At 64.4% G+C, this 21,890-nt stretch carries 23 protein-coding genes; 15 read left to right on the top strand and 8 right to left on the bottom strand.

Translation table 11 applies throughout. The annotated features are described in order from the left end of the window. Positions 1-59: 59 nt before the first annotated feature. Both xylB and AB1286_RS08190 read left to right on the top strand, forming a co-directional pair. On the top strand, positions 60-1,541 hold the full coding sequence (xylB, locus tag AB1286_RS08185; protein ID WP_430362792.1) for a xylulokinase: 1,482 nt from the start codon (positions 60-62) through the stop codon (positions 1,539-1,541). Between the two features lie 40 nt (positions 1,542-1,581). Beyond that, the gene (locus AB1286_RS08190) at positions 1,582-2,580 is read left to right on the top strand and encodes a sugar-binding transcriptional regulator (RefSeq protein WP_430362793.1); all 999 of its coding nucleotides are present in this window, start codon (positions 1,582-1,584) and stop codon (positions 2,578-2,580) included. Between the two features lie 102 nt (positions 2,581-2,682). On the opposite strand, the gene AB1286_RS08195 is transcribed toward AB1286_RS08190, so the two are convergent. Continuing rightward, on the bottom strand, positions 2,683-3,129 hold the full coding sequence (locus AB1286_RS08195) for an SRPBCC family protein (protein WP_430362794.1): 447 nt from the start codon (positions 3,127-3,129) through the stop codon (positions 2,683-2,685). A 228-nt stretch (positions 3,130-3,357) separates the two neighbouring features. On the opposite strand from AB1286_RS08195, the gene AB1286_RS08200 reads away from it, so the two are divergent. Beyond that, a complete protein-coding gene (locus AB1286_RS08200; RefSeq protein WP_430362795.1) occupies positions 3,358-3,576 on the top strand; it encodes a hypothetical protein in 219 nt (72 codons plus the stop codon). On the opposite strand, the gene AB1286_RS08205 is transcribed toward AB1286_RS08200, so the two are convergent. The 5 genes from AB1286_RS08205 to AB1286_RS08225 all read right to left on the bottom strand — a co-directional run bounded on the left by AB1286_RS08205 (position 3,551) and on the right by AB1286_RS08225 (position 8,692). Continuing rightward, positions 3,551-4,708 carry an ABC transporter ATP-binding protein gene (locus AB1286_RS08205; RefSeq protein ID WP_430362796.1) on the bottom strand — a complete coding sequence of 386 codons (1,158 nt, stop codon included), beginning with the start codon at positions 4,706-4,708 and terminating at the stop codon, positions 3,551-3,553. The two genes, AB1286_RS08200 and AB1286_RS08205, sit on opposite strands and share 26 nt — an antisense overlap. Further along, complete coding sequence (locus tag AB1286_RS08210; RefSeq protein ID WP_430362797.1) at positions 4,696-5,460, bottom strand: HAD family hydrolase; 765 nt, start codon at positions 5,458-5,460, stop codon at positions 4,696-4,698. The genes AB1286_RS08205 and AB1286_RS08210 overlap by 13 nt, the downstream gene beginning before the upstream one ends. Next, entirely contained in the window at positions 5,457-6,311 is an 855-nt protein-coding gene (locus tag AB1286_RS08215) for a carbohydrate ABC transporter permease (RefSeq protein ID WP_430362798.1), read from the bottom strand. Before AB1286_RS08215 ends, AB1286_RS08210 begins: the two co-directional genes overlap by 4 nt. Beyond that, the gene (locus AB1286_RS08220; protein WP_430362799.1) at positions 6,308-7,243 is read right to left on the bottom strand and encodes a carbohydrate ABC transporter permease; all 936 of its coding nucleotides are present in this window, start codon (positions 7,241-7,243) and stop codon (positions 6,308-6,310) included. Before AB1286_RS08220 ends, AB1286_RS08215 begins: the two co-directional genes overlap by 4 nt. A gap of 117 nt (positions 7,244-7,360) precedes the next feature. After that, positions 7,361-8,692, bottom strand: a complete 1,332-nt coding sequence (locus AB1286_RS08225; RefSeq protein ID WP_430362800.1) for an ABC transporter substrate-binding protein — start codon at positions 8,690-8,692, stop codon at positions 7,361-7,363. 303 nt (positions 8,693-8,995) lie between these two features. On the opposite strand from AB1286_RS08225, the gene AB1286_RS08230 reads away from it, so the two are divergent. After that, positions 8,996-9,244 (top strand): type II toxin-antitoxin system Phd/YefM family antitoxin, encoded by a 249-nt coding sequence (locus AB1286_RS08230; protein WP_430362801.1) that lies wholly within the window; start codon positions 8,996-8,998, stop codon positions 9,242-9,244. Continuing rightward, a complete protein-coding gene (locus AB1286_RS08235) occupies positions 9,241-9,627 on the top strand; it encodes a type II toxin-antitoxin system VapC family toxin (protein ID WP_430362802.1) in 387 nt (128 codons plus the stop codon). The genes AB1286_RS08230 and AB1286_RS08235 overlap by 4 nt, the downstream gene beginning before the upstream one ends. Positions 9,628-9,636: 9 nt before the next feature. Here the strand turns inward: AB1286_RS08235 and AB1286_RS08240 are convergent, their stop codons facing one another. Together AB1286_RS08240 and fghA are read right to left on the bottom strand one after the other, a co-directional pair. Beyond that, positions 9,637-10,392 carry a YoaK family protein gene (locus AB1286_RS08240; RefSeq protein WP_430362803.1) on the bottom strand — a complete coding sequence of 252 codons (756 nt, stop codon included), beginning with the start codon at positions 10,390-10,392 and terminating at the stop codon, positions 9,637-9,639. Positions 10,393-10,507: 115 nt separating this feature from the next. Beyond that, on the bottom strand, positions 10,508-11,353 hold the full coding sequence (gene fghA, locus AB1286_RS08245) for an S-formylglutathione hydrolase (protein WP_430362804.1): 846 nt from the start codon (positions 11,351-11,353) through the stop codon (positions 10,508-10,510). A gap of 279 nt (positions 11,354-11,632) precedes the next feature. On the opposite strand from fghA, the gene AB1286_RS08250 reads away from it, so the two are divergent. From AB1286_RS08250 to AB1286_RS08295, 10 genes are all read left to right on the top strand, one after another. Continuing rightward, the gene (locus AB1286_RS08250; RefSeq protein ID WP_430362805.1) at positions 11,633-13,039 is read left to right on the top strand and encodes a nucleobase:cation symporter-2 family protein; all 1,407 of its coding nucleotides are present in this window, start codon (positions 11,633-11,635) and stop codon (positions 13,037-13,039) included. Between the two features lie 453 nt (positions 13,040-13,492). Then, positions 13,493-13,684: a Flp family type IVb pilin gene (locus AB1286_RS08255; RefSeq protein WP_430362806.1), complete on the top strand. Its 192-nt coding sequence runs from the start codon at positions 13,493-13,495 to the stop codon at positions 13,682-13,684. Between the two features lie 81 nt (positions 13,685-13,765). Beyond that, positions 13,766-14,299 (top strand): prepilin peptidase, encoded by a 534-nt coding sequence (locus AB1286_RS08260; protein ID WP_430362807.1) that lies wholly within the window; start codon positions 13,766-13,768, stop codon positions 14,297-14,299. Between the two features lie 15 nt (positions 14,300-14,314). Beyond that, on the top strand, positions 14,315-15,352 hold the full coding sequence (cpaB, locus tag AB1286_RS08265; protein ID WP_430362808.1) for a Flp pilus assembly protein CpaB: 1,038 nt from the start codon (positions 14,315-14,317) through the stop codon (positions 15,350-15,352). Positions 15,353-15,363: 11 nt separating this feature from the next. After that, positions 15,364-16,785, top strand: coding sequence for a type II and III secretion system protein family protein (locus AB1286_RS08270; RefSeq protein WP_430362809.1), 1,422 nt, complete (start codon positions 15,364-15,366; stop codon positions 16,783-16,785). A 13-nt stretch (positions 16,786-16,798) separates the two neighbouring features. Further along, positions 16,799-17,203, top strand: coding sequence for a CpaD family pilus assembly lipoprotein (locus AB1286_RS08275; protein WP_430362810.1), 405 nt, complete (start codon positions 16,799-16,801; stop codon positions 17,201-17,203). A gap of 31 nt (positions 17,204-17,234) precedes the next feature. Further along, the gene (locus tag AB1286_RS08280) at positions 17,235-18,461 is read left to right on the top strand and encodes an AAA family ATPase (RefSeq protein WP_430362811.1); all 1,227 of its coding nucleotides are present in this window, start codon (positions 17,235-17,237) and stop codon (positions 18,459-18,461) included. Further along, on the top strand, positions 18,461-19,966 hold the full coding sequence (locus AB1286_RS08285) for a CpaF family protein (protein WP_430362812.1): 1,506 nt from the start codon (positions 18,461-18,463) through the stop codon (positions 19,964-19,966). The genes AB1286_RS08280 and AB1286_RS08285 overlap by 1 nt, the downstream gene beginning before the upstream one ends. Beyond that, on the top strand, positions 19,963-20,949 hold the full coding sequence (locus AB1286_RS08290; RefSeq protein WP_430362813.1) for a type II secretion system F family protein: 987 nt from the start codon (positions 19,963-19,965) through the stop codon (positions 20,947-20,949). Before AB1286_RS08285 ends, AB1286_RS08290 begins: the two co-directional genes overlap by 4 nt. Then, the gene (locus AB1286_RS08295; protein ID WP_430362814.1) at positions 20,946-21,875 is read left to right on the top strand and encodes a type II secretion system F family protein; all 930 of its coding nucleotides are present in this window, start codon (positions 20,946-20,948) and stop codon (positions 21,873-21,875) included. The genes AB1286_RS08290 and AB1286_RS08295 overlap by 4 nt, the downstream gene beginning before the upstream one ends. The last annotated feature ends 15 nt before the right edge of the window (positions 21,876-21,890 follow it).

Here is a 21,890-nt window from a genome sequence, read left to right on the forward strand (position 1 = left end):
TAGCGCATTCGCGTTTTTCGACTCCGTTCCCGATCGCATCGACCAAGGGGCCGTCCGCCATGTACCTCGGCATCGACCTAGGCACGTCCGAAGTAAAAGTCTTGCTGCTCTCGGCTGACGCGCGCGTGCTTGCCACCGCGGGTTCGCCGTTTCACGTTTCCCGGCCGCATCCGCGTTGGGCCGAACAAGACCCGGCCGACTGGTGGCGCGGGACATGCGAGGCGATCGCCAAGCTGCGCGCCGTCTGCCCCGACGCCTTCGCGCAAGTACGCGGCATCGGTCTGTCCGGCCAGATGCACGGCGCCGTGCTCCTCGACCATGCCGACCGTGTTTTGCGTCCCGCCATCTTGTGGAACGACATGCGCAGCGTCGAGGAATGCGACGAGCTCACGCGCCGCGCGCCCGAGTTGCATACGGTCGCCGGCAACTTGGCGATGCCCGGCTTCACGGCGCCCAAGCTGCTCTGGGTCGCCCGCCACGAGCCCGACGTGTTCCGCCGCACGGCCTGCGTGCTTTTGCCGAAGGACTATCTGCGGCTACGCATGACGGGCGAGAAAGTCTCCGATCCGTCCGATGCCGCGGGCACGCTGTGGCTAGATGTTGCTCGGCGCGACTGGTCCGACTCGCTGCTCGCGGCCTGCGATATGAGCCGTTCGCAGATGCCGCGGCTCGCTGAAGGCAGCGCTCCCTCGGGCGTGCTGCGCGCCGATATCGCGCGCGAGTGGGGATTGAGCGGAGAAGTCGTCGTCGCGGCCGGCGGCGGCGATAACGCAACGAGCGCGATCGGCATCGGCGCGACCGAGCCCGGGGACGGCTTCGTTTCGCTCGGGACGTCCGGCGTGCTCTGCGTAGTGGGCGACCGCTTTTCGCCGAATCCCGCATCGGCCGTCCATGCGTTCTGCCATGCGATTCCCGATCGCTGGCACCAGATGAGCGTCGTACTGTCCGCCGCCAGTTGCCTGCGCTGGGTTTGCAAGCTCACCGGTACGGACGAGCCCACGCTTGTCGGCGAGGCCGCCGCGCTCGCGCCTGAAGCGATCGACTCCGCGCCGATCTTCCTGCCCTACCTGTCCGGCGAACGTACGCCGCATAACGACCCGTACGCGCAGGGCGTCTTTTTCGGCATGACGCATGCGACCGATCGCGCGTTGCTCGGCTATGCCGTGCTCGAAGGCGTCACGCTTGCGCTAACCGATGGCCTCGACGCGCTGGCGGCCGCCGGTACGGCGCCAAGTGCGCTATCGCTACTCGGCGGCGGCGCGCGCAGCGCGTTTTGGGCCCAATTGCTCGCCGATGCGTTGTCGACGCCCACGCGTCAGCACGGCGGCGGCGAGACCGGCGCGGCGTTGGGGGCGGCGCGCCTGGGCTGGCTTGCGGCCGGCGGCGATCCGCGCCAAGTGCTCGCCAAACCGCCGGTGGTCGCACAATTTACCCCCAACGCTCAGCGTCATGCACAATTGCGGATGCGCCTTGGCGCATACCGCGAGCTTTACCGTCACGTGCGGCCGCTGTTCGAGCCCTCGCGCGCACGGCTCGCTTAACGGAACTTTTCACAGCATCACCCGCACCGGGTCTATCACCGTGTCAAAAGTCAACGAAAAGCTCGACCTGGCCACACGCGCCGCGTGGCTCTACTACGTCGCGGGGAATACGCAAAACGAGATCGCGGAAAAGCTTCAGGTCTCCCGACCGGTCGCGCAGCGGCTCGTCGCTTTCGCCGTCGAAAAAAATCTCGTGCGCGTGCGCATCGAACACCGGCTCGCCGATTGCCTTACGTTGGCCGACGAACTCAAGGCCCGCTACGGGCTCTCGATGTGCGAGGTCGTTCCCGTCGACGACGATACGCCCGAAGCCATCGATCGCAAGCTCGCCGTGGCGAGCGCTCAAGTGATGGAGCGCTATCTGAGCGAAGAAAAGCCGATGATCATCTCGGTGAGCAGCGGCCGAACGCTGAAGGCGGCCGTCGACCAACTCGGGCAAATCGATCGGCCGCAGCACCGGCTCGTGTCGATGGTGGGCGCGATCGCGCAAGACGGCTCGTCGAACCGATACGACGTCGCGCTGCACATTTCGGAAAAGACAGGCGGGAAGCACTTCCTGCTGCCCGCGCCGCTCATCGCCGACACCGAAGCCGAGCGCGCGCAGTGGGTCAATCACCGTCTGTATCGCATCGTCGAATCGCTGACGGCGCAAGCCGATGTGGCGTTCGTCGGCATCGGCGACATCGGGCCGAAGTGCCCGCTTCACGTGGACGGCTTCATTACCGCGGCCGAGGTGGGCGAACTCACGAAGCGCGGGGCCGTGGCGGAGATGTTGGGGCTCCCGATCGATGCGGATGGTAAGTGCATCAAATCGGCCACGGGCCGCCGCGTCACGAGCGTACCGCTCGATTCGCCGCCCAAGCGGCCGACGATCGGCTTCGCGGGCGGCGCGCGCAAGCACGGCGCCGTCTTGGCCGTGCTCAAGGGCGGCTGGCTGTCGGGACTTGTCACCGACGAAGCCTGCGCACGGGCGGCATTGGGCGGGGACGACCGCGCAGCCAAACGAACCAAGCCACGCGGTGCGCAAACGCCCGCTTGATGCGCGCCCGACGCCGACGGTCATCGGCCACTTTCTTTACCCGCAAAGAGCGATTCGACGACGCTCGGCTCGCCCCGCCCCACAGCGGCATCGCGCCGCTTCTCACTCCTGAATTTCGGCTTCCACGAGCAGCTTCAACAACGCGAGCGATTCCTGCCAGCCGAGGTAACACGCTTGCGCCGGAATGACTTCCGGTATTCCCTCTTGAACGATGTTGATCTCCGTGCCGAAAGGCGTTTGGGCGAGCGTGACGGTGGTCTGCATCTCGCCCGGCAGGTTCGGGTCGTCGAACTTGCCGGTATAGCGGATCCGTTGCTGCGGGACCAACTCGAGATATTCGCCGCCGAACGAATGGCCGTTACCCGTGGTGAAGTTGGAAAAAGACATCCTGTAGCTGCCGCCTACTTCGGCCTGCAAGTGATGAACCGTACCGGTGAAGCCGTTCGGGGGAAGCCATTTGGCGAGTGCGGCCGCGTCTAGGAACGCGCGGTAGACGCGGTCGGGGCTGGAACGCAAGACACGGTGGAGGCGAACGCTATTCGTTGACATGATGGGCTCCGAAGCGAAGGGACAGCCCCTTCGATCCTACTCGACGAACGAACATCCGCGAAATCGACATCGCGGAGGGCGGATTTCACCCGAATCGAGCCCTCATTTCCAACGCGCGTTCCGGTAGTCCGATTAGATCGCGAACTCGCGCACAACCGCCACTCGAGCAGCATATTTCGCGACCGATAGTGTCGGCCCGCAAGGCGACGAAATACGAGGCGAAGCGATATGAGCAAAACGGCAAAAACTGATTGGAAGCGACTGGATCAGCTCAAAGATGAGCAGATCGACACGAGCGATATCGCGGAACTCGGCGACGAGTTTTTTTCACAAGCGCAATTGCACGTGCCGCCCAAGCAGGCAGTGACGATGAGGCTCGACGCGGGCGCGCCATTGAAGGCGGGCCCGCGGCTGATAGGCCTCAAGCGGCCGACAGCACCTCGATGATCTTCCTGTCGTAAGCCTGGCCCTGTTCGTCGAACAGGTGGCAGTGCTCGGGATCGGCGCCGAGCATCAGCGCATCGCCGCGCACGTGCCGCTCGAGCGGCGCGATGCGCGAGATGAGTCCTTCGGGCGCAACCGCCGCTTCCGCATACAAATAAGCGGCGTCGCCGAGCGATTCCACCGTGGTCGTGCGCGCCAGAACACCGTTCGTCGGCGCGCCGCCTACCGATGCAGCCGGCTGCGGATGCAGGTGCTCCGGCCGAATCCCTACCGTCACGCGGGCACCCCGCTCGAGCGCACGCGCACCGGACGACGACACGCCACGCGTCTCGATCGCCACCCGTTGCGCTTCCCCGGAGGCATAGCGCACGAGGACGCCGTCGCCGTCCACCTGCTCGACGACGCCATCCAAGAAGTTCATCTTCGGCGAGCCGATGAATCCCGCGACAAACCGGTTGGCCGGCGCATGGTACAGACGATTAGGACTGCCGACTTGTTCGACGTTGCCGGCCGACATCACGACGATTTTGTCGGCGAGCGTCATCGCTTCGACCTGATCGTGCGTCACGTAGATCATCGTGGTCTTCAATTCGTCGTGCAGCCGCGCGAACTCGAGCCGCATCTTCACCCGCAGCGCCGCGTCGAGGTTCGATAACGGCTCGTCGAACAGGAAGACCTTCGGCTTGCGCGTAATGGCCCGCCCGATCGCCACGCGCTGACGCTGGCCGCCCGAGAGCTGCTTCGGCTTGCGATCGAGCAAATGGTCGATGTGCAAAATCTTCGCCGCATTGCGCACGGCCTCGTCGATCTCGGGCTTCTTCGCGCCGGCGAGCTTGAGACCGAAGGCCATGTTGTCGTACAAGGACATATGCGGGTAAAGCGCGTACGACTGGAACACCATCGCGATGCCGCGCTTGGCCGGGGGCACGTCGTTGACGCGAGCCGCATCGATCAACAACTCGCCGCCGCTAATCGCCTCCAGACCCGCGATCATCCGCAGCAGCGTCGACTTCCCGCATCCGCTGGGCCCGACGAAGACCACGAATTCGCCGTCGGCGATATCGAGGTTCACGTTGCGCAATACCTCATGCGCCTCATATCGCTTCGCAATGCCACGCAGCGTCAAGCTTGCCATGATGCGTCTCCTTTCCCATTCATCGCCGTGCGCGCCGCGCCGGCGACATCGGTCATCCATTGGTCGACGAGCGCGGGCAACGCACGCATGTCGTCGAATACTTGTTTGGCGCCCGCCTGCACGAGCGCTTCGGCGTGGGCGCGGCCGCCATGTTCGGCGTGCGTGCCGCCCGCGAAGCCGAATACGACCATGCCCGCCGCATTCGCAGCTGCGACCCCGGTCACGCTATCTTCCACGACGACGCACGCCCCGCTCGGCACGCCGAGCGCGTCGGCCGCCGCAATATAAATATCGGGGGCCGGCTTCGGTCGAGGCACGCGATCCGCGCAAAACACGCGCGATCCGAAGAAGCGGTTCAACCCTGTGCGAGCGAGGACCGCGTCGACATAAGCTGTATAACTGTTGCTCGCGCATGCCTTAGTGAGCGCGATTTGCGCGAGCGCCGCCTCGACACCCGCCATCATGGGCGCTTGTTGCGCCGCCGCCTCGACGCTGCGCCGGATCGCATCCATTTCCACGGGCGCGAGCGTCTCGTTCAGCGCCGCCGCGCTCGCTTCGAGCACGCGCTCGATACGCAACCCGAGCAGCGGCATCACGACGGGTTCGACGTCGGCATGCGGCCAACGCGCCTGCAACTCGCGCACGAGCATTTTGGCGGCGACGGCCTCGCTGTCGATCAGCACGCCGTCGCAATCGCAGATCAGCACGCGGTCGCGCCGCAGCTCGTTTGCTCCGATCGTCGCCCCCGTCATTTGACGGCCCCGAACGTGAGACCGCGCACGAGTTGCTTTTGCGAGAGCCAGCCCACGATCAGGATGGGCGCGACGGCGAGCAACGAAGCCGCCGACAACTTCGCCCAGAACAACCCCTCGGGGCTCGAGTACGACGCAATGAATACCGTGAGCGGCGCGGCGTTCGAACTGGACAGATTGATGCTCCAAAACGCTTCGTTCCACGAGAGGATCACGAGCAACAGCGCCGTGGACGCCAGCCCCGGCAATGCCATGGGCATCAACAGATAGACGATTTCCTGCCAGGTCGCCGCGCCGTCGATGCGGCCGGCCTCCAAGATGTCGCGCGGAATTTCGTTGAAGTAGGTGAACGCCATCCACACGGCGATCGGCAAGTTCATCAGCGTGTAGACGATGACGAGACCCGAAACCGTATCGAGCAGCCCCACGTTTTTCCAGAGCAAATAGATCGGCACGAGCACGCCCACCGACGGCATCATCTTCGTCGACAGCATCCACAGCAGCAGGCTTTGCGTGCGCCGCGACGGGAAGAACGCCATCGCATAGGCAGCCGGCACGGCGAGCAACAGGCACAGTACGGTCACGCCCACCGAGATCAGCACCGAATTGCGCGCGAACAGGAAGTAGTCGCTACGGGCAAACACTTCGCGGAAGCTGTCGAAGGTCGGCGAGAAAATCAGCGCCATCGAATAGGCATCGCGCTCGGTCTTGAACGCCGTGATGGTCATCCAGAAGATCGGGAAGAACAGCGCGAGCGCGATCAGCCAGGCAAGCGCCGCCGGCAGCGCGCGCTTGACGGCGTCGAGCCCGGGCACTTGCACGCGCGGCGTGGGTACGGTCGGATGGCTCATGCTTCGTACTCCCCTTTCAGATTCTTCGCGAGGACGCGCACGAGGAAGAACGCAACGACGTTCGCAAGCACGACGGCCAAAATGCCGCCCGCGGAAGCGAGACCCACGTCGAACTGTTGCAGCCCCAGCGCATAGATCAGGTACGACAGGATCGTCGTGGCATTGCCCGGACCGCCCGAGGTGGTCGTATAGATCTCGGCGAAGATCGACAGCAAGAAGATCGTCTCCATCATCACGACGACCGAAATCGCGCGCCTCAAGTGCGGCAGCGTGATGTAGAAGAACATCGCGAGCGGACCCGCGCCGTCGATACGCGCGGCTTCCTTTTGTTCCTCGTCGAGCGATTGAATGGCCGTGAACAAAATAAGGAACGCGAACGGCAGCCACTGCCAGGCGACGATGACGACGATCGAGAACAGCGGATAGGTCGCGAACCAGTCGATGGGCTGCATACCGAACCACCGCATGACGGCTGCCACCACGCCGTATACCGGATGCAGCATCATGTTCTTCCAGATCAGCGCGCTGACCGTGGGCATGACGAAGAACGGCCCGATCGCGAGCAGACGCGCAATACCCTGGCCGGGGAATTTGCGGTCGAACAGCACCGCCATGAGGATGCCCCCGACGACGGTGATAATGAGCACCGACCCGATCAGCTCGAGTGTATGAACGATCGACGGGAGAAACGCGGGGTCGGTGACGAGGTACAGATAGTTGTCGAGCCCCGCGAATCCCTTTGCGTCGGGGTTAAGCAGGTTGTAGCGCGAAAACGAATACCAGATCGTCATCGCGAGCGGTATCGTCATCCAAAGGACGAGCACGGCAACCGAGGGGGCGGCGAGCCATCGCGTCGAGCCGGCTCGTCGTTCGGGCGTGGGCAGCGCGCTGGGCTCCGCGGCGTGCGAGAGCGGCATATGAAGATGTCCCATTGTTTCGGACTCCTGGTCGATCTGACGCCGCCCGCGCGGGGCGGCGTCGAGAGCGGGCCGTGAGGGACGGCCCGCTGGCGGACGATGCGCGTGAAACGCATCGCCTGCCGGCTTACGTCACTTCTGGTAGCCGGCCTCGCGCACCGCGCGATCCGCGGTGGCATTGCCGGCCGCGAGTGCCTGGTCCACCGTCATCTGGCCGGCCAGCGCGCCCGAGATGCTCTGTCCGACGACCGTGCCGAACGATTGGAACTCGGGGATGCCGACGAACTGCACGCCCGTGTACGGAACCGGCTTGGCCGTCGGATGGTTCGGATCGGCCGTACGGATTGCGTTCAGCACGAACTCGCCGAACGGCGCGGCTTGCACGTAGGCCGGCGTGTTATACGTCGATTCGCGCGTGCCCGGCGGCACCGAGGCCCAGCCTTCGTCCTTTGCCACGAGCTTGATGTAATCCTTGCTCGTCGCCCATTCCACGAACTTCTTGGCGTCGTCTTGTTGCTTGGACGTCTTCGGAATCGCGAGCGACCACGCCCACAGCCAGTGAGAACCGTTCGGCGTGACCTGCGTCGGCGCCGCGGCGAAACCGATCTTGTCGGCCACCTGGGACTGACTCTTGTTATAGAGCATGCCGGCGGCGACCGTGGCGTCGATCCACATCGCGCACTTACCCGAGGACATCAGCGTCAGGTTTTCGTTGAAACCGTTCGAGCTCGCCCCCGGAGGGCCGTCCTTCTTCATCAAATCGACGTAGAAACTGACCGCCTTTTTCCATTCCGGCGACGTAAGCTGAGCATGCCACTTGTCGTCGAACCATCTGCCGCCGAACGTATTCACGACCGTCGTCAGATAGGCCATGTTCTCGCCCCAGCCGGCCTTGCCGCGCAAACAAATGCCGTAGACGCCGTTCGCCTTGTCGGTCAGCTTGTCGGCGAATTGCGCGATCTGGTCGTAGGTGGGCTTCGACGGCATCGTCAAACCCTTGGCCGCGAACAAGTCCTTGCGATAGAACGTCATCGAGCTTTCCGCGTAGAACGGCAGCGCGTACAGCGTTCCGTTGTACGACAGGCTGTCGCGAACCGTCTTGATGACGTCGTTCTCGTCGTAGCTCGCGGGCAGGCCCGTCATCGGCGTCAGCCAACCGCGCTTGCCCCACTGCGGCGCTTCATATGCGCCGATCATCATGACGTCGAATTGGCCGCTCTTCGTGGTGATGTCGGTCGTCGCGCGCTGACGCAGCACGTTCTCCTCGAGCACGACCCAGTTCAGCTTGATCGACGGATTGCTCTTCTCGAAGTCCGACGACAGCTTCTTCATCTCGATCATGTCGGGATTGTTCACCACCGCGACCGTGATCGTCGCAGCGGACGCAGGCAGCGCCGCCAGCGCGCCCAGCGCCAGGGCACCCGCGGCGAGCGCGCGCCGTGTGAATCGAGCATTGCGTTGCATCGCTTGTCTCCTTAAGTCTTGTACGTTGTGGTGGAAATGCACGTGCGCTTCGTGAAGAAGCACGGTTCGTACTCAGGACCGGCGCCACATTCGCCCGCGTCTGCGGTTTCGCGCCCCTGCCGAGCGATCGCTCATTGATAGAGCAATTGTTCAGTTCGTGATCGAATGATCGGATACACGTCGGGGCATGTCAAGGCGGCCCCAGGATTTTCGATGGTGCGCTGCGAAAGATCGCGTTGGCCGTTCGGTCTATTGCGGATTTGAGCTAAACTAACGAAACTTAGTTCACCTCAACAGCCCATTATGGAAATCGTGAATATCCACGAAGCAAAGACCCACCTCTCGCGCCTCGTCGACCGTGCCGCGCTCGGCGAGGCGTTCATCATCGCCAAAGCCGGAAAACCGCTCGTAAAGGTCGTTCCGCTCGATGCGCCTAGCGGAGCGCAGCGGCGCCGCCTAGGATTCCTCGCAGGCGAAATCGTCGTCCCCGACGATTTCGACCAGATGGCGGCGGGCGAAATCGAACATTTGTTCGGAGGTTCGGATTCGTGAAGCTATTGCTCGATACGCACGTATTGCTGTGGGCGGCGGGACAGCCGGAGCGGCTGTCGGCCGCGGCGCGTTCGCTGATCGAAGATGAAGACCACACCTTGCTGTTCAGCGCGGCCAGCTTGTGGGAAATCACGATCAAGAGCGACTTGGGACGCGCCGATTTCCGCGTCGATCCTCGGCTGCTACGCCGCGCGCTCGTCGATAACGGCTATCTCGAATTGGCCGTCACTCATCGCCATGTGCTCGCGCTGAAGGGGCTGGCGGCGCTGCATAGGGACCCGTTCGATCGAATGCTCGTCGCGCAATCGTCGGCCGAGGGCGTGCCGCTCGTCACGGCCGATCCGCTGGTTATGCAATACACCGGATTGGTCAAGCCGCTTTGACGAGCGAACTCAGAAGCGCTGGCCCATCATGTCGTCCACCAGCGGAACGGCGGCGAGCGCCACGAGCACGGTGGCGAGGGGCACCGTCGAGACGAAGCCCATGTGCTTGAATCCGATCGCACCGGCCAAGCCGCCGCAAAAAAACGCGGCCAGCAGCGAGGCAAGCAGCGCCAGGCGCTGACGGTCCGCCTTGACTGGGTAGTCCCGGCGCATCGCGTCGGCAGCCGGTCCATTCCAATAGAACAGTTTGCCGAGCTCGATACCGATATCGGTGACGAGCCCCGTTACATGCGTCGTGCGGATCTCGGCCTTCGAGATCTTGGTGATCATCGCGTTTTGCAGCCCCATCACGAAGCACAGCAGCACAACGGTCGCGGGCACGAACAGCAAGCGATGGCCTTCGAGATTGGATCCCAGGAAACCGAACACGAGCAAAAGCGCCGCTTCCAGCATCAACGGCATCGCATACAAACTTCGGCGGGCATGCCGCCGGCCCCAATTGATCATCACGGCAGAGGTGGCCGCCCCGCCTAGAAAAGATACGAGCGAGGCAAGCCCTGCTCCGGCGAGCCCCAGTTCCCCGAGGGCCAGATTGTCGGCCATCGAAGAAACGATGCCGGACATATGCGACGTATATTGGCCCACAGCCAGAAAGCCGCCCGCGTTGGCGGCGCCCGCGACGAACGCGAGCGAACGGCCGAGGCGACGATTGGCTTCGTCCGTGCGCTCCGGTGTGGTGAACGCCCGCAGGTAATGAATAGGCATGTCGGCTCGCTTACGGCAGGACGCGTGCGCACCGATCGGCAGAAGACTCGGATTCGACGCTGCCTTTGCGCACGCTCGTTCGATCCTAACACGGCGCGTCGAGCTATCCGTTACGCTAGGTCAAAGCGCGTGCATGGTGAGCGATATGATCCTCGATGAACGTTTCGATGAAGTAGTAGCCGTGGTCGTACCCTTCATGGCGGCGCATCGTCAACGGTTGACCGGCCTCGAGGCACGCGCGCTCGAACACCTCGGGATGCAATTGCTCGAGACGGAATTTATCGGCGAGACCTTGATCGACGAGGATGCCTTCCGGGAAACGGGGCTCTCCGGCACGCTTCACAAGTTCGGTCGCGTCGTATTGGAGCCATGCCTGCTCGTCGTCTCCGAGGTACCCCGCGAACGCTTTCTTGCCCCATGGGCATTGCATAGGCGCTGCGATCGGCGCAAATGCCGAAACCGAGCGATAAATGTCGGGGTTGCGCAGGGCTAGAACGAGTGCGCCGTGCCCGCCCATCGAATGGCCGAAGATGCCGAGCCGCGCGCCGTCGATCGGCAGTTGGGCGAGCACCGTCTCGCGCAACTCGTCCCGCACATACGAGTACATGCGGTAATGACGCGACCACGGCTCGCGCGTAGCGTCGACGTAAAAACCCGCACCGGCCCCAAAATCCCAGTCGTCGCTCTCGCCGGGAATGTTCGCGCCGCGCGGGCTCGTATCGGGGGCGACGAGCGCGATGCCGTGCTGCGCGGCGAAGCGTTGGGCTCCAGCCTTGATCGGGAACGTCTCTTCGGTGGACGTGAGCCCGGCGAGGTAGAAGAGCGCGGGCACGCGCGCATGCTGCGCGTGCGGGGGCAAGTAGACCGAGAACCGCATCGGCAGTCCGATCGTCTTCGATTCGTGGCGATAGATGCCTTGGGTGCCGCCATGGGCTAGGTGGGTCTCGATCAATTCGAGCATCGGGCGTCTCCGATTCAATGGATCACGTTGCTTGCGCGCCGCTCGAGCGGCGCCTGTATATCGACTGCGCGATACACATCATAACGGCGGTGCGCCGGGCCGGACCCATAATCGAGCAGGCATGCGCGGCCCGCCCCCGCCCGGCGCCGCCGCGCGGCGAAACCGCGCGCGCGGCCATATCGTCTCGGAAAAGGATGGAATAGGCCATGGCGTCTTGTGCCCTTATCGGCATACGCCTACCGTAGAGCCACCCAATAAAGAGACTATGGAGCGAGACACATGCAATCGAACACGGTTCATCCGTGCGACGAGCAGTTGCCCTTTGCGCGACTGCTTACGCTCGGCATTCAGCACGTTTTGGTCATGTATGCCGGCGCGGTGGCCGTACCGCTAATCGTCGGCGGCGCGCTGAAACTGCCTAAGGATCAAATCGCCTTTCTGATCAGCGCCGACTTGTTTTCATGCGGCATCGCCACGCTGATCCAAACGCTCGGGTTGTGGATCTTCGGCATTCGGCTACCGGTCATCATGGGTTGCACATTTGCGGCCGTGGGCCCGATGGTCGCCATCGGCACGAATCCGCAACTGGGCATTCTCGACATCTTCGGCTCGACGATCGCGGCGGGTGCCATCGGCATCGTGCTCGCACCGATGATCGGGCGGTTGCTGAGATTCTTTCCCACCGTGGTCGTGGGCACAGTCATCTCGGTCATCGGTCTATCGCTCATGGAGGTCGGCATCAATTGGGCCGCGGGCGGCGTCGGCAATCCCGATTACGGTGCCCCCCTCTTCCTCGGCTTGTCGCTCTTCGTGCTTGCCGCGATTTTGCTCATCAATAAGTTCTGCCGCGGCTTCATCGCCAACATCTCGGTGCTGATCGGCATCGTCGCGGGATTCGTCATTGCGGCTGTCACGGGGCATGTCTCGTTCGACGGCGTGCGCGCCGCGCCCTGGGTCGGGATCGTCGCGCCGTTTCATTTCGGCATGCCGCATTTCGATCCGCTCGCGATCGCGACGATGGTCACGGTGATGTTCGTGACGTTCATCGAATCGACGGGGATGTTCCTCGCCGTGGGCGACATGGTGGGCCGGCCCGTCGATCGCGCCACGCTCGTGCGCGGCTTGCGCGTCGACGGTTTGGGCACACTTGTGGGCGGCATCTTTAACTCGTTTCCCCATACGTCGTTCTCGCAAAACGTGGGGCTCATCGGCGTTACCGGCGTGAAGAGCCGATTCGTCTGTGCGACGGGCGGCCTCATTCTCGTAGTACTGGGCTTGTTTCCGAAGATGGCGCAGGTAGTCGCCTCGGTCCCGCCGTTCGTGCTGGGCGGCGCCGGCATCGTCATGTTCGGCATGGTGGCCGCCAATGGCATCAAGGCCCTGTCGCGTGTCGATTTCACGACGAATCCGCACAACTTGTTCATTGTTGCGGTCAGCGTGGGACTCGGTCTCGTGCCCGTCGTTTCGCCTTCCTTCTTCGGTCAATTGCCGCATGCGCTCTCGCCGCTCCTGCATAGCGGCATCTTGCTGGCCTCGGCATCCGCGGTGCTGCTCAACGTCATCTTCAACGGTGTGTCGAGTGCGAGCGCCAAGGAAAATGAAAGCGAAACCGAAAGCTTGTATATCGAACGGCACGACGATCGTTCGCCCACCCCACTCGAGCGACGGGCTATCGACATCCATTAACTGAAGATCGCTTCAGACTGTCGCTAAAAATCGGCAACACGCCACGATGCACGCTTCGGGTCTTGCTTGGCCCGCCCGCGTGCATCGTGCGTTTTCTCCCCGCTCCTTTCCTCCCACGAAATCTTCCGCTACCTTCTCGCCGCCCTGTGGCGACGCACCTATTAGTTAGCAGAACTGACTATCGTTTACACCTAACGAAATTCATCCGACGATTGCGCGGCCGCGCCTCCTGCTCTCTTCAAACCCTTTCCCCATAAGGGCTCAATCATCGATTGCGATCGTCTGCAATTTATTCAGACGATTCGTTTCATCGATAGAAATTTAGGTCTCCTGCAAACGCGGCTAAATCCGCGCAAACGATTGCCGTAAACACATTCGGGAGCTTTCGTCTCCCACCCCCGTTGCGAAAGTGGTCCACTCTGGCCCTTCGTCTATTATTAAGGAGTCCTAATAATGTTGCGTTTCCTACGGTTCCTTTCGCGCGACGAGCGCGGTGTCAGCGCGCTGGAATATTCGGTTTTGGCCGGCATCGTCGTGGTGGCGGTCGCGGCTGCGGGAGCGATCTTCGGCGGCACGGGCGGCTTGCCCAATCTCTTCCAGAACTTGATCAACAACGTGACGGCAGTTCAAGCCAGCGGCAAGTGAGTTCTTCAAGCCGTTCGGCGTCAGCGCCGAACGGCTCCGCTGGGCCTATTGCGGCCCTTATCGCTCGAAAGGCAAATGCTCATGGATTGGATCGACGCCGTTGCCTGCGCCGCCTTGTCGATACTGGCCATCTCCGACCTGCGTCGGCGGCGCCTGCCCAATGCGGTGGTCGCGGCCTATGCGGCCCTGTATTTTCTGCATGCGCGGTACGCCGGCGAAAGTCGCGCCGCGCTTGAAGCTCACATCGCGATCGGCGTTGGCGCACTCGTATTCGGCGCCTTGCTGCTGCGCTTGGGATGGCTCGGCGGCGGCGACGCGAAGCTGTTCGCCGCGGTGTTCCTGTGGACCGGCCCCTCGTATGCGAGCGCCGTGTTCTTCGTGGTCTCGTTCTGCGGACTGATCATCGCGCTGGCCCAGCTCGCCTACGGCCGAGCACGCCACGGCGCAAGCCCGCCTGCCGCGTTCGAATGGCTCGCGCCCGCGCGCGGCGTACCGTACGGCGTCGCGTTGGCCGCCGGCGGCATCGCCGCCATCTGGTTGCCGCTCGCTCATGCGCATACCGTACCGCTCCACCAAGCGGCATGGCTGCCCTCGATTCACGCACGGCTCATATAACGGAACGCCGTCGTCATGCAAAACATTCTGAGACTTGCCGGCCTCATCATCGTCGCCGCGATCGGCGCCGTGGTGTTGCGCGCGCTCTATGTCACCGCCTCTCGCCCGTCCCCGCCCAAACCCGCGCCGACGGTCCACATTCGCGCAGCCGCCGCCGACCTGCCCGACGGCCTGCTGTTGCGCGACAGCGATCTCGTCTGGAAGAGCGTTCCTCGCTCGGACGTACCGGCCGGCGCACTCGTCGAAGGGCAACCCGACGTCAACGATCTGAAGGGCGATTTGCTGCGTCACGCCGTGCATGCCGGCACGCCGCTCGGGCCGGCCGACGTCATCTCCCCAAGCTCGCCGGGCTTTCTCGCGGCGGCCCTCAAACCCGGCATGCGCGCGATTTCGGTCGCGATCGACGACGTGTCGGGTAACGCGGGCCTCATCGAGCCGGGCGACTATGTCGACGTGCTCCTCACGCAGCAAATCGCGACGGCTTCCGGTGCACCGAGCAACCCGGACCGGACCGTCGAAGCCGAGACGGTCGCCGAACGCGTGCGCGTGCTGGCGGTCGGTTCGGCATTCAAGCGTCCGAAGGACGACGACACGCAAAAGAGCCCCGCCAATGCCCGCGCGCGCACCGTGACGTTCGAGGTTACGCCGCGCAGCGCCGAGGTCGTGACGGTGGCCGCTCACCTCGGTTCGCTCTCGCTCGCGCTGCGCAGCTTCGCGACGCGCGATCGCAATCAACCGCAGACCGAGGACGTCATCGAGCCGCAATCGGCGCCCGTCTGGGCACGCGACGTTTCGCGCGGGTTGCGGGCGATGACCGCGGGCGCGCAGAGCGGGCCGCACACGGCAGCGTCGCGTATGAGCTCGAGCGCGCGGCCCGTCATCGTTTATCGCGGATCGAAGCAAAGCGAGGCGGACGGCAACGATCTGTCGGGCCTACCGAACGGCTCGGCCGGCTTGATACCGCCGCTGCCCTCCGGCGCGCCGCCTGCCGCGCCGAGTGCCACGACCGGCTCGACGCCGGCCCCCGCGACGAGCATTCATCCCGCAGCTTAGGATTTCTAACGATGTCTGGTCCCAATCGCTTTTCATCGCATTTTTGCTCCCGCTCATCGCGCCGCTCGGCCGTGCGCCTCGCCCTGCTCGCCTGCGCTTGGGCCTGGTGTGCGCTGGCGGCGACGCTCGCGCACGCGGCGGGCACCCCCGACGGCGTACTGCGCGTACCCGCAGGCGGCGGCGAGCTTGTGCAACTGCCCGCTCCGGCCGTGGCCGTGTTCGTAGCCGACCCGGATGTCGCCGACGTGCACGTTCCCAACGCGCGCAGCGTCTTCGTGCTCGGCAAGAAGGCCGGCACCACGACCCTGTTCGCGCTCGGCGCCGACAACCGTCCGATTCTGCGCAAGACCGTGGACGTCGCGATGGATACGGTATCGATCCAGCGGCTGCTCGATGCGCGCTTCCCCCAATGGCGTCTCACGGTAACGAGCGCACCGGGCTCGCTGATGGTGACGGGACACGTTCCAAGCGCCGCCGATGCCGACGCCGTCGCGCAAACGTTGAAACCGTATCTGCACGGCGAGGAAACGCTCGTCAATCGACTGACGTTGGCGCAACCGATCCAAGTCCACCTTCGCGTGCGCATTACCGAAGTCGATCGCAACGTCACCCAGCAACTGGGCATCAATTGGAGCGCACTCGGTTCGCGCGGCAACTTCGTGGCCGGCCTATTCAACGGCGGCAGCACCGTCCTCGATCCGACCTCGAAACTATTCACGCTGCCGGCGACGAGCGCGTTCTCCATCCTCGGCGGCTTCCATGCGGGCAACACCTCGATCGACGGCGTGCTCGACGCGCTCGATCAGGAAGGCTTGATCACGATGCTCGCCGAACCGAATCTCACGGCCATGTCGGGCCAAACCGCGAGCTTCTTGGCCGGCGGCGAGTTTCCCATCCCCGTCGCCCAAGACACGACGGGCGCGATCACGATCGAATTCAAGCCATACGGCGTCTCGCTCGACTTCACGCCGACAGTACTCGCCAACAACCGCATCAGCCTGAAAGTGCGGCCCGAAGTCAGCGAGATCGATCCGAGCAACAGCGTCACGACCGGCTCGATCAAGGTTCCCGCACTCACCGTGCGCCGCGTGGAGACGACGGTCGAACTCTCGAGCGGCCAAAGCTTCGCGATCGGCGGGCTGCTTCAAAGCAACAGCAGCGACGTGCTCTCCGAGTTGCCGGGCCTGAGCCGGCTGCCCGTGCTCGGCAAGTTGTTTTCGTCGAAAAACTATCTGAACAACAAATCGGAAGTCGTCGTCATCGTGACGCCTTATATCGTGCAGCCGGTCGGTCCCGGGCAAGCGCATGACGCGCTCGATAGCGTCACGCACCCGAGCAGCGATATCGAGTTCGCGCTACAGCGTACGCTCGGTCTCGATCCGCTCGAGGGCGACGCGCCGCGGCTCGTCGGCGCGGCCGGCTTCGTCTATTGACCGGAGAGCGTCGATGCGCAATCGCTTAGTTCTACGAATCGTCTGCGCGGCCGCGACGGTCGCGCTCGGCACGGGGCTGTCGGGCTGCATGTCGGAACATCCGCCGCTCGGCATGCCCGACGACTCCGTCATCGGCTTCACCGCCGCCGACGGCGGGCACGCCATCCCACCGCAATGCGACCGGCTCAATCAGCCCTCGCACATGATCGACGCGGGTCGAGGCCGGCCCGGCGTCGAGTTCGGCTGCGCGACCTATTCGAATCTGGCCGCGATGCTCGCGCGCCCGGCCGATCTCGTCGCGCCGCTCCCGTATGCCGGTGCCGACGCGGCGCTTGGCGCCAGTGCCGTGCGCGCGTATGAGGAGGGCCGCGCGCAGGCGTTGCGCTCGACCTCGACGACGCGCTCGGTCACCCATTGAGAATCATCGAGAACCACTAGGACGCCACGCCATGGGTGCCTTCGATTTCCGCTCCGATACCCGCCGCGCGCAGCCGCTCGCGACCGACCGCATCATCGCGGTACTGGCCGATGCGAGCAGCGAGGAAGTCGCCAAGAATCTGATGCTCGACCAAGGCATCGCCCACGCCTACGTCACGCGTGGAACGATCGGCGACGCCATCGAATTGATGCGCGGTCTGCCGCACGCGCCACGCCATCTACTCGTGGACGTCTCCGGTTCGGCGATGCCCGTATCCGATCTGATGCGGCTCGCCGAGGTCGTCGATCCGTCGGTGAGCGTGGTGGTCGTCGGCGATCGCAACGACGTGGGATTGTTCCGCTCGCTGCTGCGCATGGGCGTACAGGACTATCTCGTTAAGCCGCTCACCGTCGAGCTCGTGCAGCGCGCCTTGAGCGCGGCCGATCCGTCCACCTCCGTGCGCGCCGGCAAGGCGATCGGCTTCATCGGCGCACGCGGCGGCGTCGGCGTAACGACGATCGCCTCGGCGCTCGCGCGGCACCTCGCCGACAAGACGCGGCGCCGCATTGCATACGTCGATTTCGATCTGCACGGCGGCGCGGCCGCATCCCTGTTCGGCATCGCTATGAACAACGGCCTGGCGGAGCTGCTGCAAAACACGCAACGGCTCGATCAGCAATTGATCCATCAAACCGTCGTGGCGCAAAGCGATCGTCTGTTCGTGCTCGGCGCAGAGTTGCCCTACGATCAACCGCTCGTGCTCCGTCCCGGGACCGTTAGCGAACTCGTCGCGGCGCTCAAACGCCATTTCCACTACGTCGTGCTCGATCTGCCGCAGCGAGCCGGCGCTTGGGTCGAGGAAGCGCTCGACGCCTGCGAGACGATCCACGTCGTATCCGACCGCTCCGTACATGCCGCGCGAGAAACGGCGCGCCTATGTCGCTTCGCCGAAGGCCGTCCCGCGAATGCCGCCGTATCCGTGTTGCTGAACAACGCGCAGCAGCCCGTTCGGGGGCGCGTCGCGCAGGCCGATTTCGTCCACGCGCTCGGGCGCGCATCGGTGCACGAGTTTCCCTACGAGCCGCAGACGCTGGCGCTCGCCGAGAATCTCGGCGAGGCGATTGCCGAAGGCAAACACTCGGGATTCGCGCGCGCCGTGGTGGCGCTCGCCGATGCGATCACGGGCTCCGACGCGCCGGCCGTCGCCGCACGCTCGCCGTGGTACGTGCGGCTGCTGTCGAAACGGAGTGCCGTCTGATGTTCGGGCGCCGCAGCCATGCCTCGGCGTTCGAGTCGCCGGCAAGCGTCGAGGTCGGGAGCCAAGCCGAGCAGATCGACGCGACCGTATCCGAGCGGTACGCGGCGCCTGCGGCCGATGACGCACGGCAGCGCACGCCGAGCGCACCCAGCACGCCTAGTCCGCCGCCGCCGGCCGGTGCGGCACAGCACGAATCGCGCGCACCTTCGTCGCCCCCCTCGCTCCCCGCCGACCGCCATGAGGCGTTGATTCGCTCCGACACGTTCAAGACGATTCGCACGGCCGTGTTCGCCTCGATGAACATGTCGGCGGCATTGATGATGTCGCGCGCGCAAGTACGCGAAGGCATCGAGCAGATCGCCACCGAGACGATCGCCCGCGAACGCTTGACGATCACGCTCGCGGAGCAGGCCCTCGTCGTCGACGAGATGCTCAACGATATGTTCGGCGTCGGCCCGATCGAACCGCTGCTCGCCGACGAAAAGGTCACCGACATACTCGTCAACGGTCCCGACCAGGTCTACGTCGAACGCGCCGGCCGGCTCGAGCTCACGCCGCTGAAGTTTCGCGACAACGCACACGTCGTCAACGTTGCGCAGCGCATCGCTGCCGCCGTCGGCCGGCGCGTCGACGAAAGCAGCCCGCTCGTGGACGCCCGGCTTGCCGACGGCAGCCGCGTCAACGTCGTGCTGCCGCCGATCGCCTTGCGCGGCGCATCGATTTCCATCCGCAAATTCGCCAAACGCAACATCACGCTCGGACGCATGGCGCAGCAAGGCAACATCTCGCCCGCGATGGTCGAGGTATTGCGCATCGCGAGCGCTTGCCGGCTTAACATCGTGATCTCGGGCGGCACCGGCTCGGGCAAGACGACGCTGCTCAATGCGCTCTCGAATTTCATCGATCCGCACGAGCGCATCGTGACGATCGAAGACGCGGCCGAATTGCAGTTGCAGCAACCTCATGTCGTGAGCTTGGAGACGCGTCCCGAGAACAGCGAAGGGCTCGGCGGCATCTCGCAGCGCGATCTCGTACGCAATGCGTTGCGGATGCGTCCCGACCGCATCATTCTCGGCGAGACGCGCGGCACCGAGGCTTTCGACGTCCTGCAAGCGATGAACACGGGCCATGACGGCTCGATGACGACGATCCACGCGAACACGCCGCGCGATGCGATCACGCGGCTCGAAAGCATGGTGATGATGGCGAACGGCAACCTGCCGCTGATCTCGATCCGTCGTCAGATCGCAAGCGCCGTGCACATGATCTTGCAAGTCGAGCGCATGCGCGACGGCATGCGCCGCGTCACGCGCGTGACCGAAATCTCGGGCATGGAGGGCGATATCGTCATCACGCAGGACCTGTTCGCGTTTCGATTCAACGCAAGCGCGTACGAAGAACAGGTGCGGGGCACGTTCGAATCGTCGTCGCTGCGTCCGGCGTTCGCGCAGCGCGCGGCGTATTACGGACTCGAAGAGCAACTGATCGGAGCGATGCAATCGTGAGGCCCGCAGACGTCGTCGCCGCCGGCGCATTCTTTGCCATCGTTATCTTAGGCTTGATCGCCCGTTCGCTGCGCGAGATGCTGCGGCGCCGGCCGGCGCCGCGGATCAAGCGCCGTATGGGGGCGCTGCGCGACACCCATGCCGCGAGCCGCACCTCGCCCAGCGAAAAGCCGTCGCACCAGCTCGTGAGCCTCGATCGCCATGCGCAGGACGAGCCCGCGTTGCAAGCGTGGCTGCGAGCGAAGCGCCAGCGCGTCGAAACGCTGGCCGGGCGCGCGGGCGTGCGCGCCATCGTCATCGTCGCCTTGCTCGCGAGCACAATCGCATTCGGCGTGGCATCGCTGGCCGGCTTGGCGCTCTGGATTCGGCTGTGCGCGTGCATCCTCGTAGCCGTCATCGCGGTGCGGACGATGTATCTGTTCATCATCGCCCGCTTCAAACAGCGCTTTTTGGCCGTGTTTCCCGATACGCTCGACCTGATCGTCCGCGCCGTGCGAGCCGGGATCCCCGCCGTGCAAGCCATTTGCACGGCTGGCGTCGAAAGCGAAGAGCCCGTGCGCTCGACCTTCCGCACGATGGGCGATGCGCTGCTCGTCGGCGCCGACGTCAAGGAAGTCCTCGAGCAAGCCGCGCAGCGGCTGCAACTGGCCGACTTTTCCTTTTTCGCCGTATGCCTCGTCCTGCAACGCGAAACGGGCGGCAATCTCGCCGAAACCCTCGAAAACCTCGCGGGCATCGTTCGCAGCCGGCGCGACATACGCGCCAAAACCAAGGCACTCACGGCCGAAGGGCGGATCTCGAGCAAGATCATTTCGGGCGTGCCGTTCTTCATCATGGGCTTTCTTTATGTGGTGAACCGGCCTTACGTCTCGTTGCTGTTCACGACGCGCGCGGGGCACAAGATGCTCACGCTCGCCGCGGTGCTGCTCACGATCGGGCTCGTTTCGATCCGCAGAATCGCCAACTTGGATACCTCTCGATGAAGCTGACCGACGTCTGGATGGATCTGTGGCTCGTCGCGTTACTGGCGCTGGCGACGTTCGTACTCGTGCTGCGCGGCGCGAGCGCGCGCTCGCGCATCGCGCAGCGCATGCGGCACGGCATCGCGCGCGCGAGCGCGGCGCCAGGCCGCAACGTCCCGCAGCAACTCGCCCATCGCGTGGCGACGCTCGGCGAGCGCATGCCGATCCTCGATGCGGCCGAGCGGGGCAAACTCGCGGCGCGCCTGGCAAGCGCGGGCTTTCGCGATGCCCGGGCGGTGTCGATCCTCGCGGGGTTGAAGCTCGTATGCGGCGCCTGCCTCGCCGTGGGCGCCATCGTGCTCGCGCCGCACCTTCCGCGTATCGGCGGCTACTTCGTGCTGCGGCTGTTGATGATGGCCGCCGCGTTCGTCATCGGCATGATGCTGCCCGAGCTTGTGCTCGGCGCCGCAATCAAGCGCCGCCAGCGTGCGATCGCCGGCGCGCTGCCCGACGCGCTGGATCTACTCGTGATCTGCACGAACGCGGGTAATAGTCTTGTCGTCGCAATCAAACGCGTCGCGAGCGAGTTGAGCGCGATCTGCCCGGCGCTTGCCGACGAGTTGTCGCTCACCGCCGACGAGCTGCAAATCGGCGGCGACAGCGCAACCGCGCTAAACGCGATGGCGGCGCGCATCGGCTTGACGTCGATGCGCGCCCTCGTCACGACGCTCGTGCAATCGCAACAGTACGGCACGCCGATCACGCAATCGCTGCGCATGCTCTCGCGGACCGAGCGCGCGATGCAAATCGTCGCCCTCGAGGAAAAAGCCGCGAAGCTCGCACCGAAGATGACGCTGCCGATGATGCTTTTCATCATGCCCACCGTGGCGTTGATCGCGGCGGGGCCGGCCATCATTCGATTGCTCGCGGTGTTTCATCAGCACTAGCTAGCCGCACCTGAA

The organism is Trinickia sp. NRRL B-1857 (assembly GCF_050470685.1).
Taxonomy (GTDB): domain Bacteria; phylum Pseudomonadota; class Gammaproteobacteria; order Burkholderiales; family Burkholderiaceae; genus Trinickia.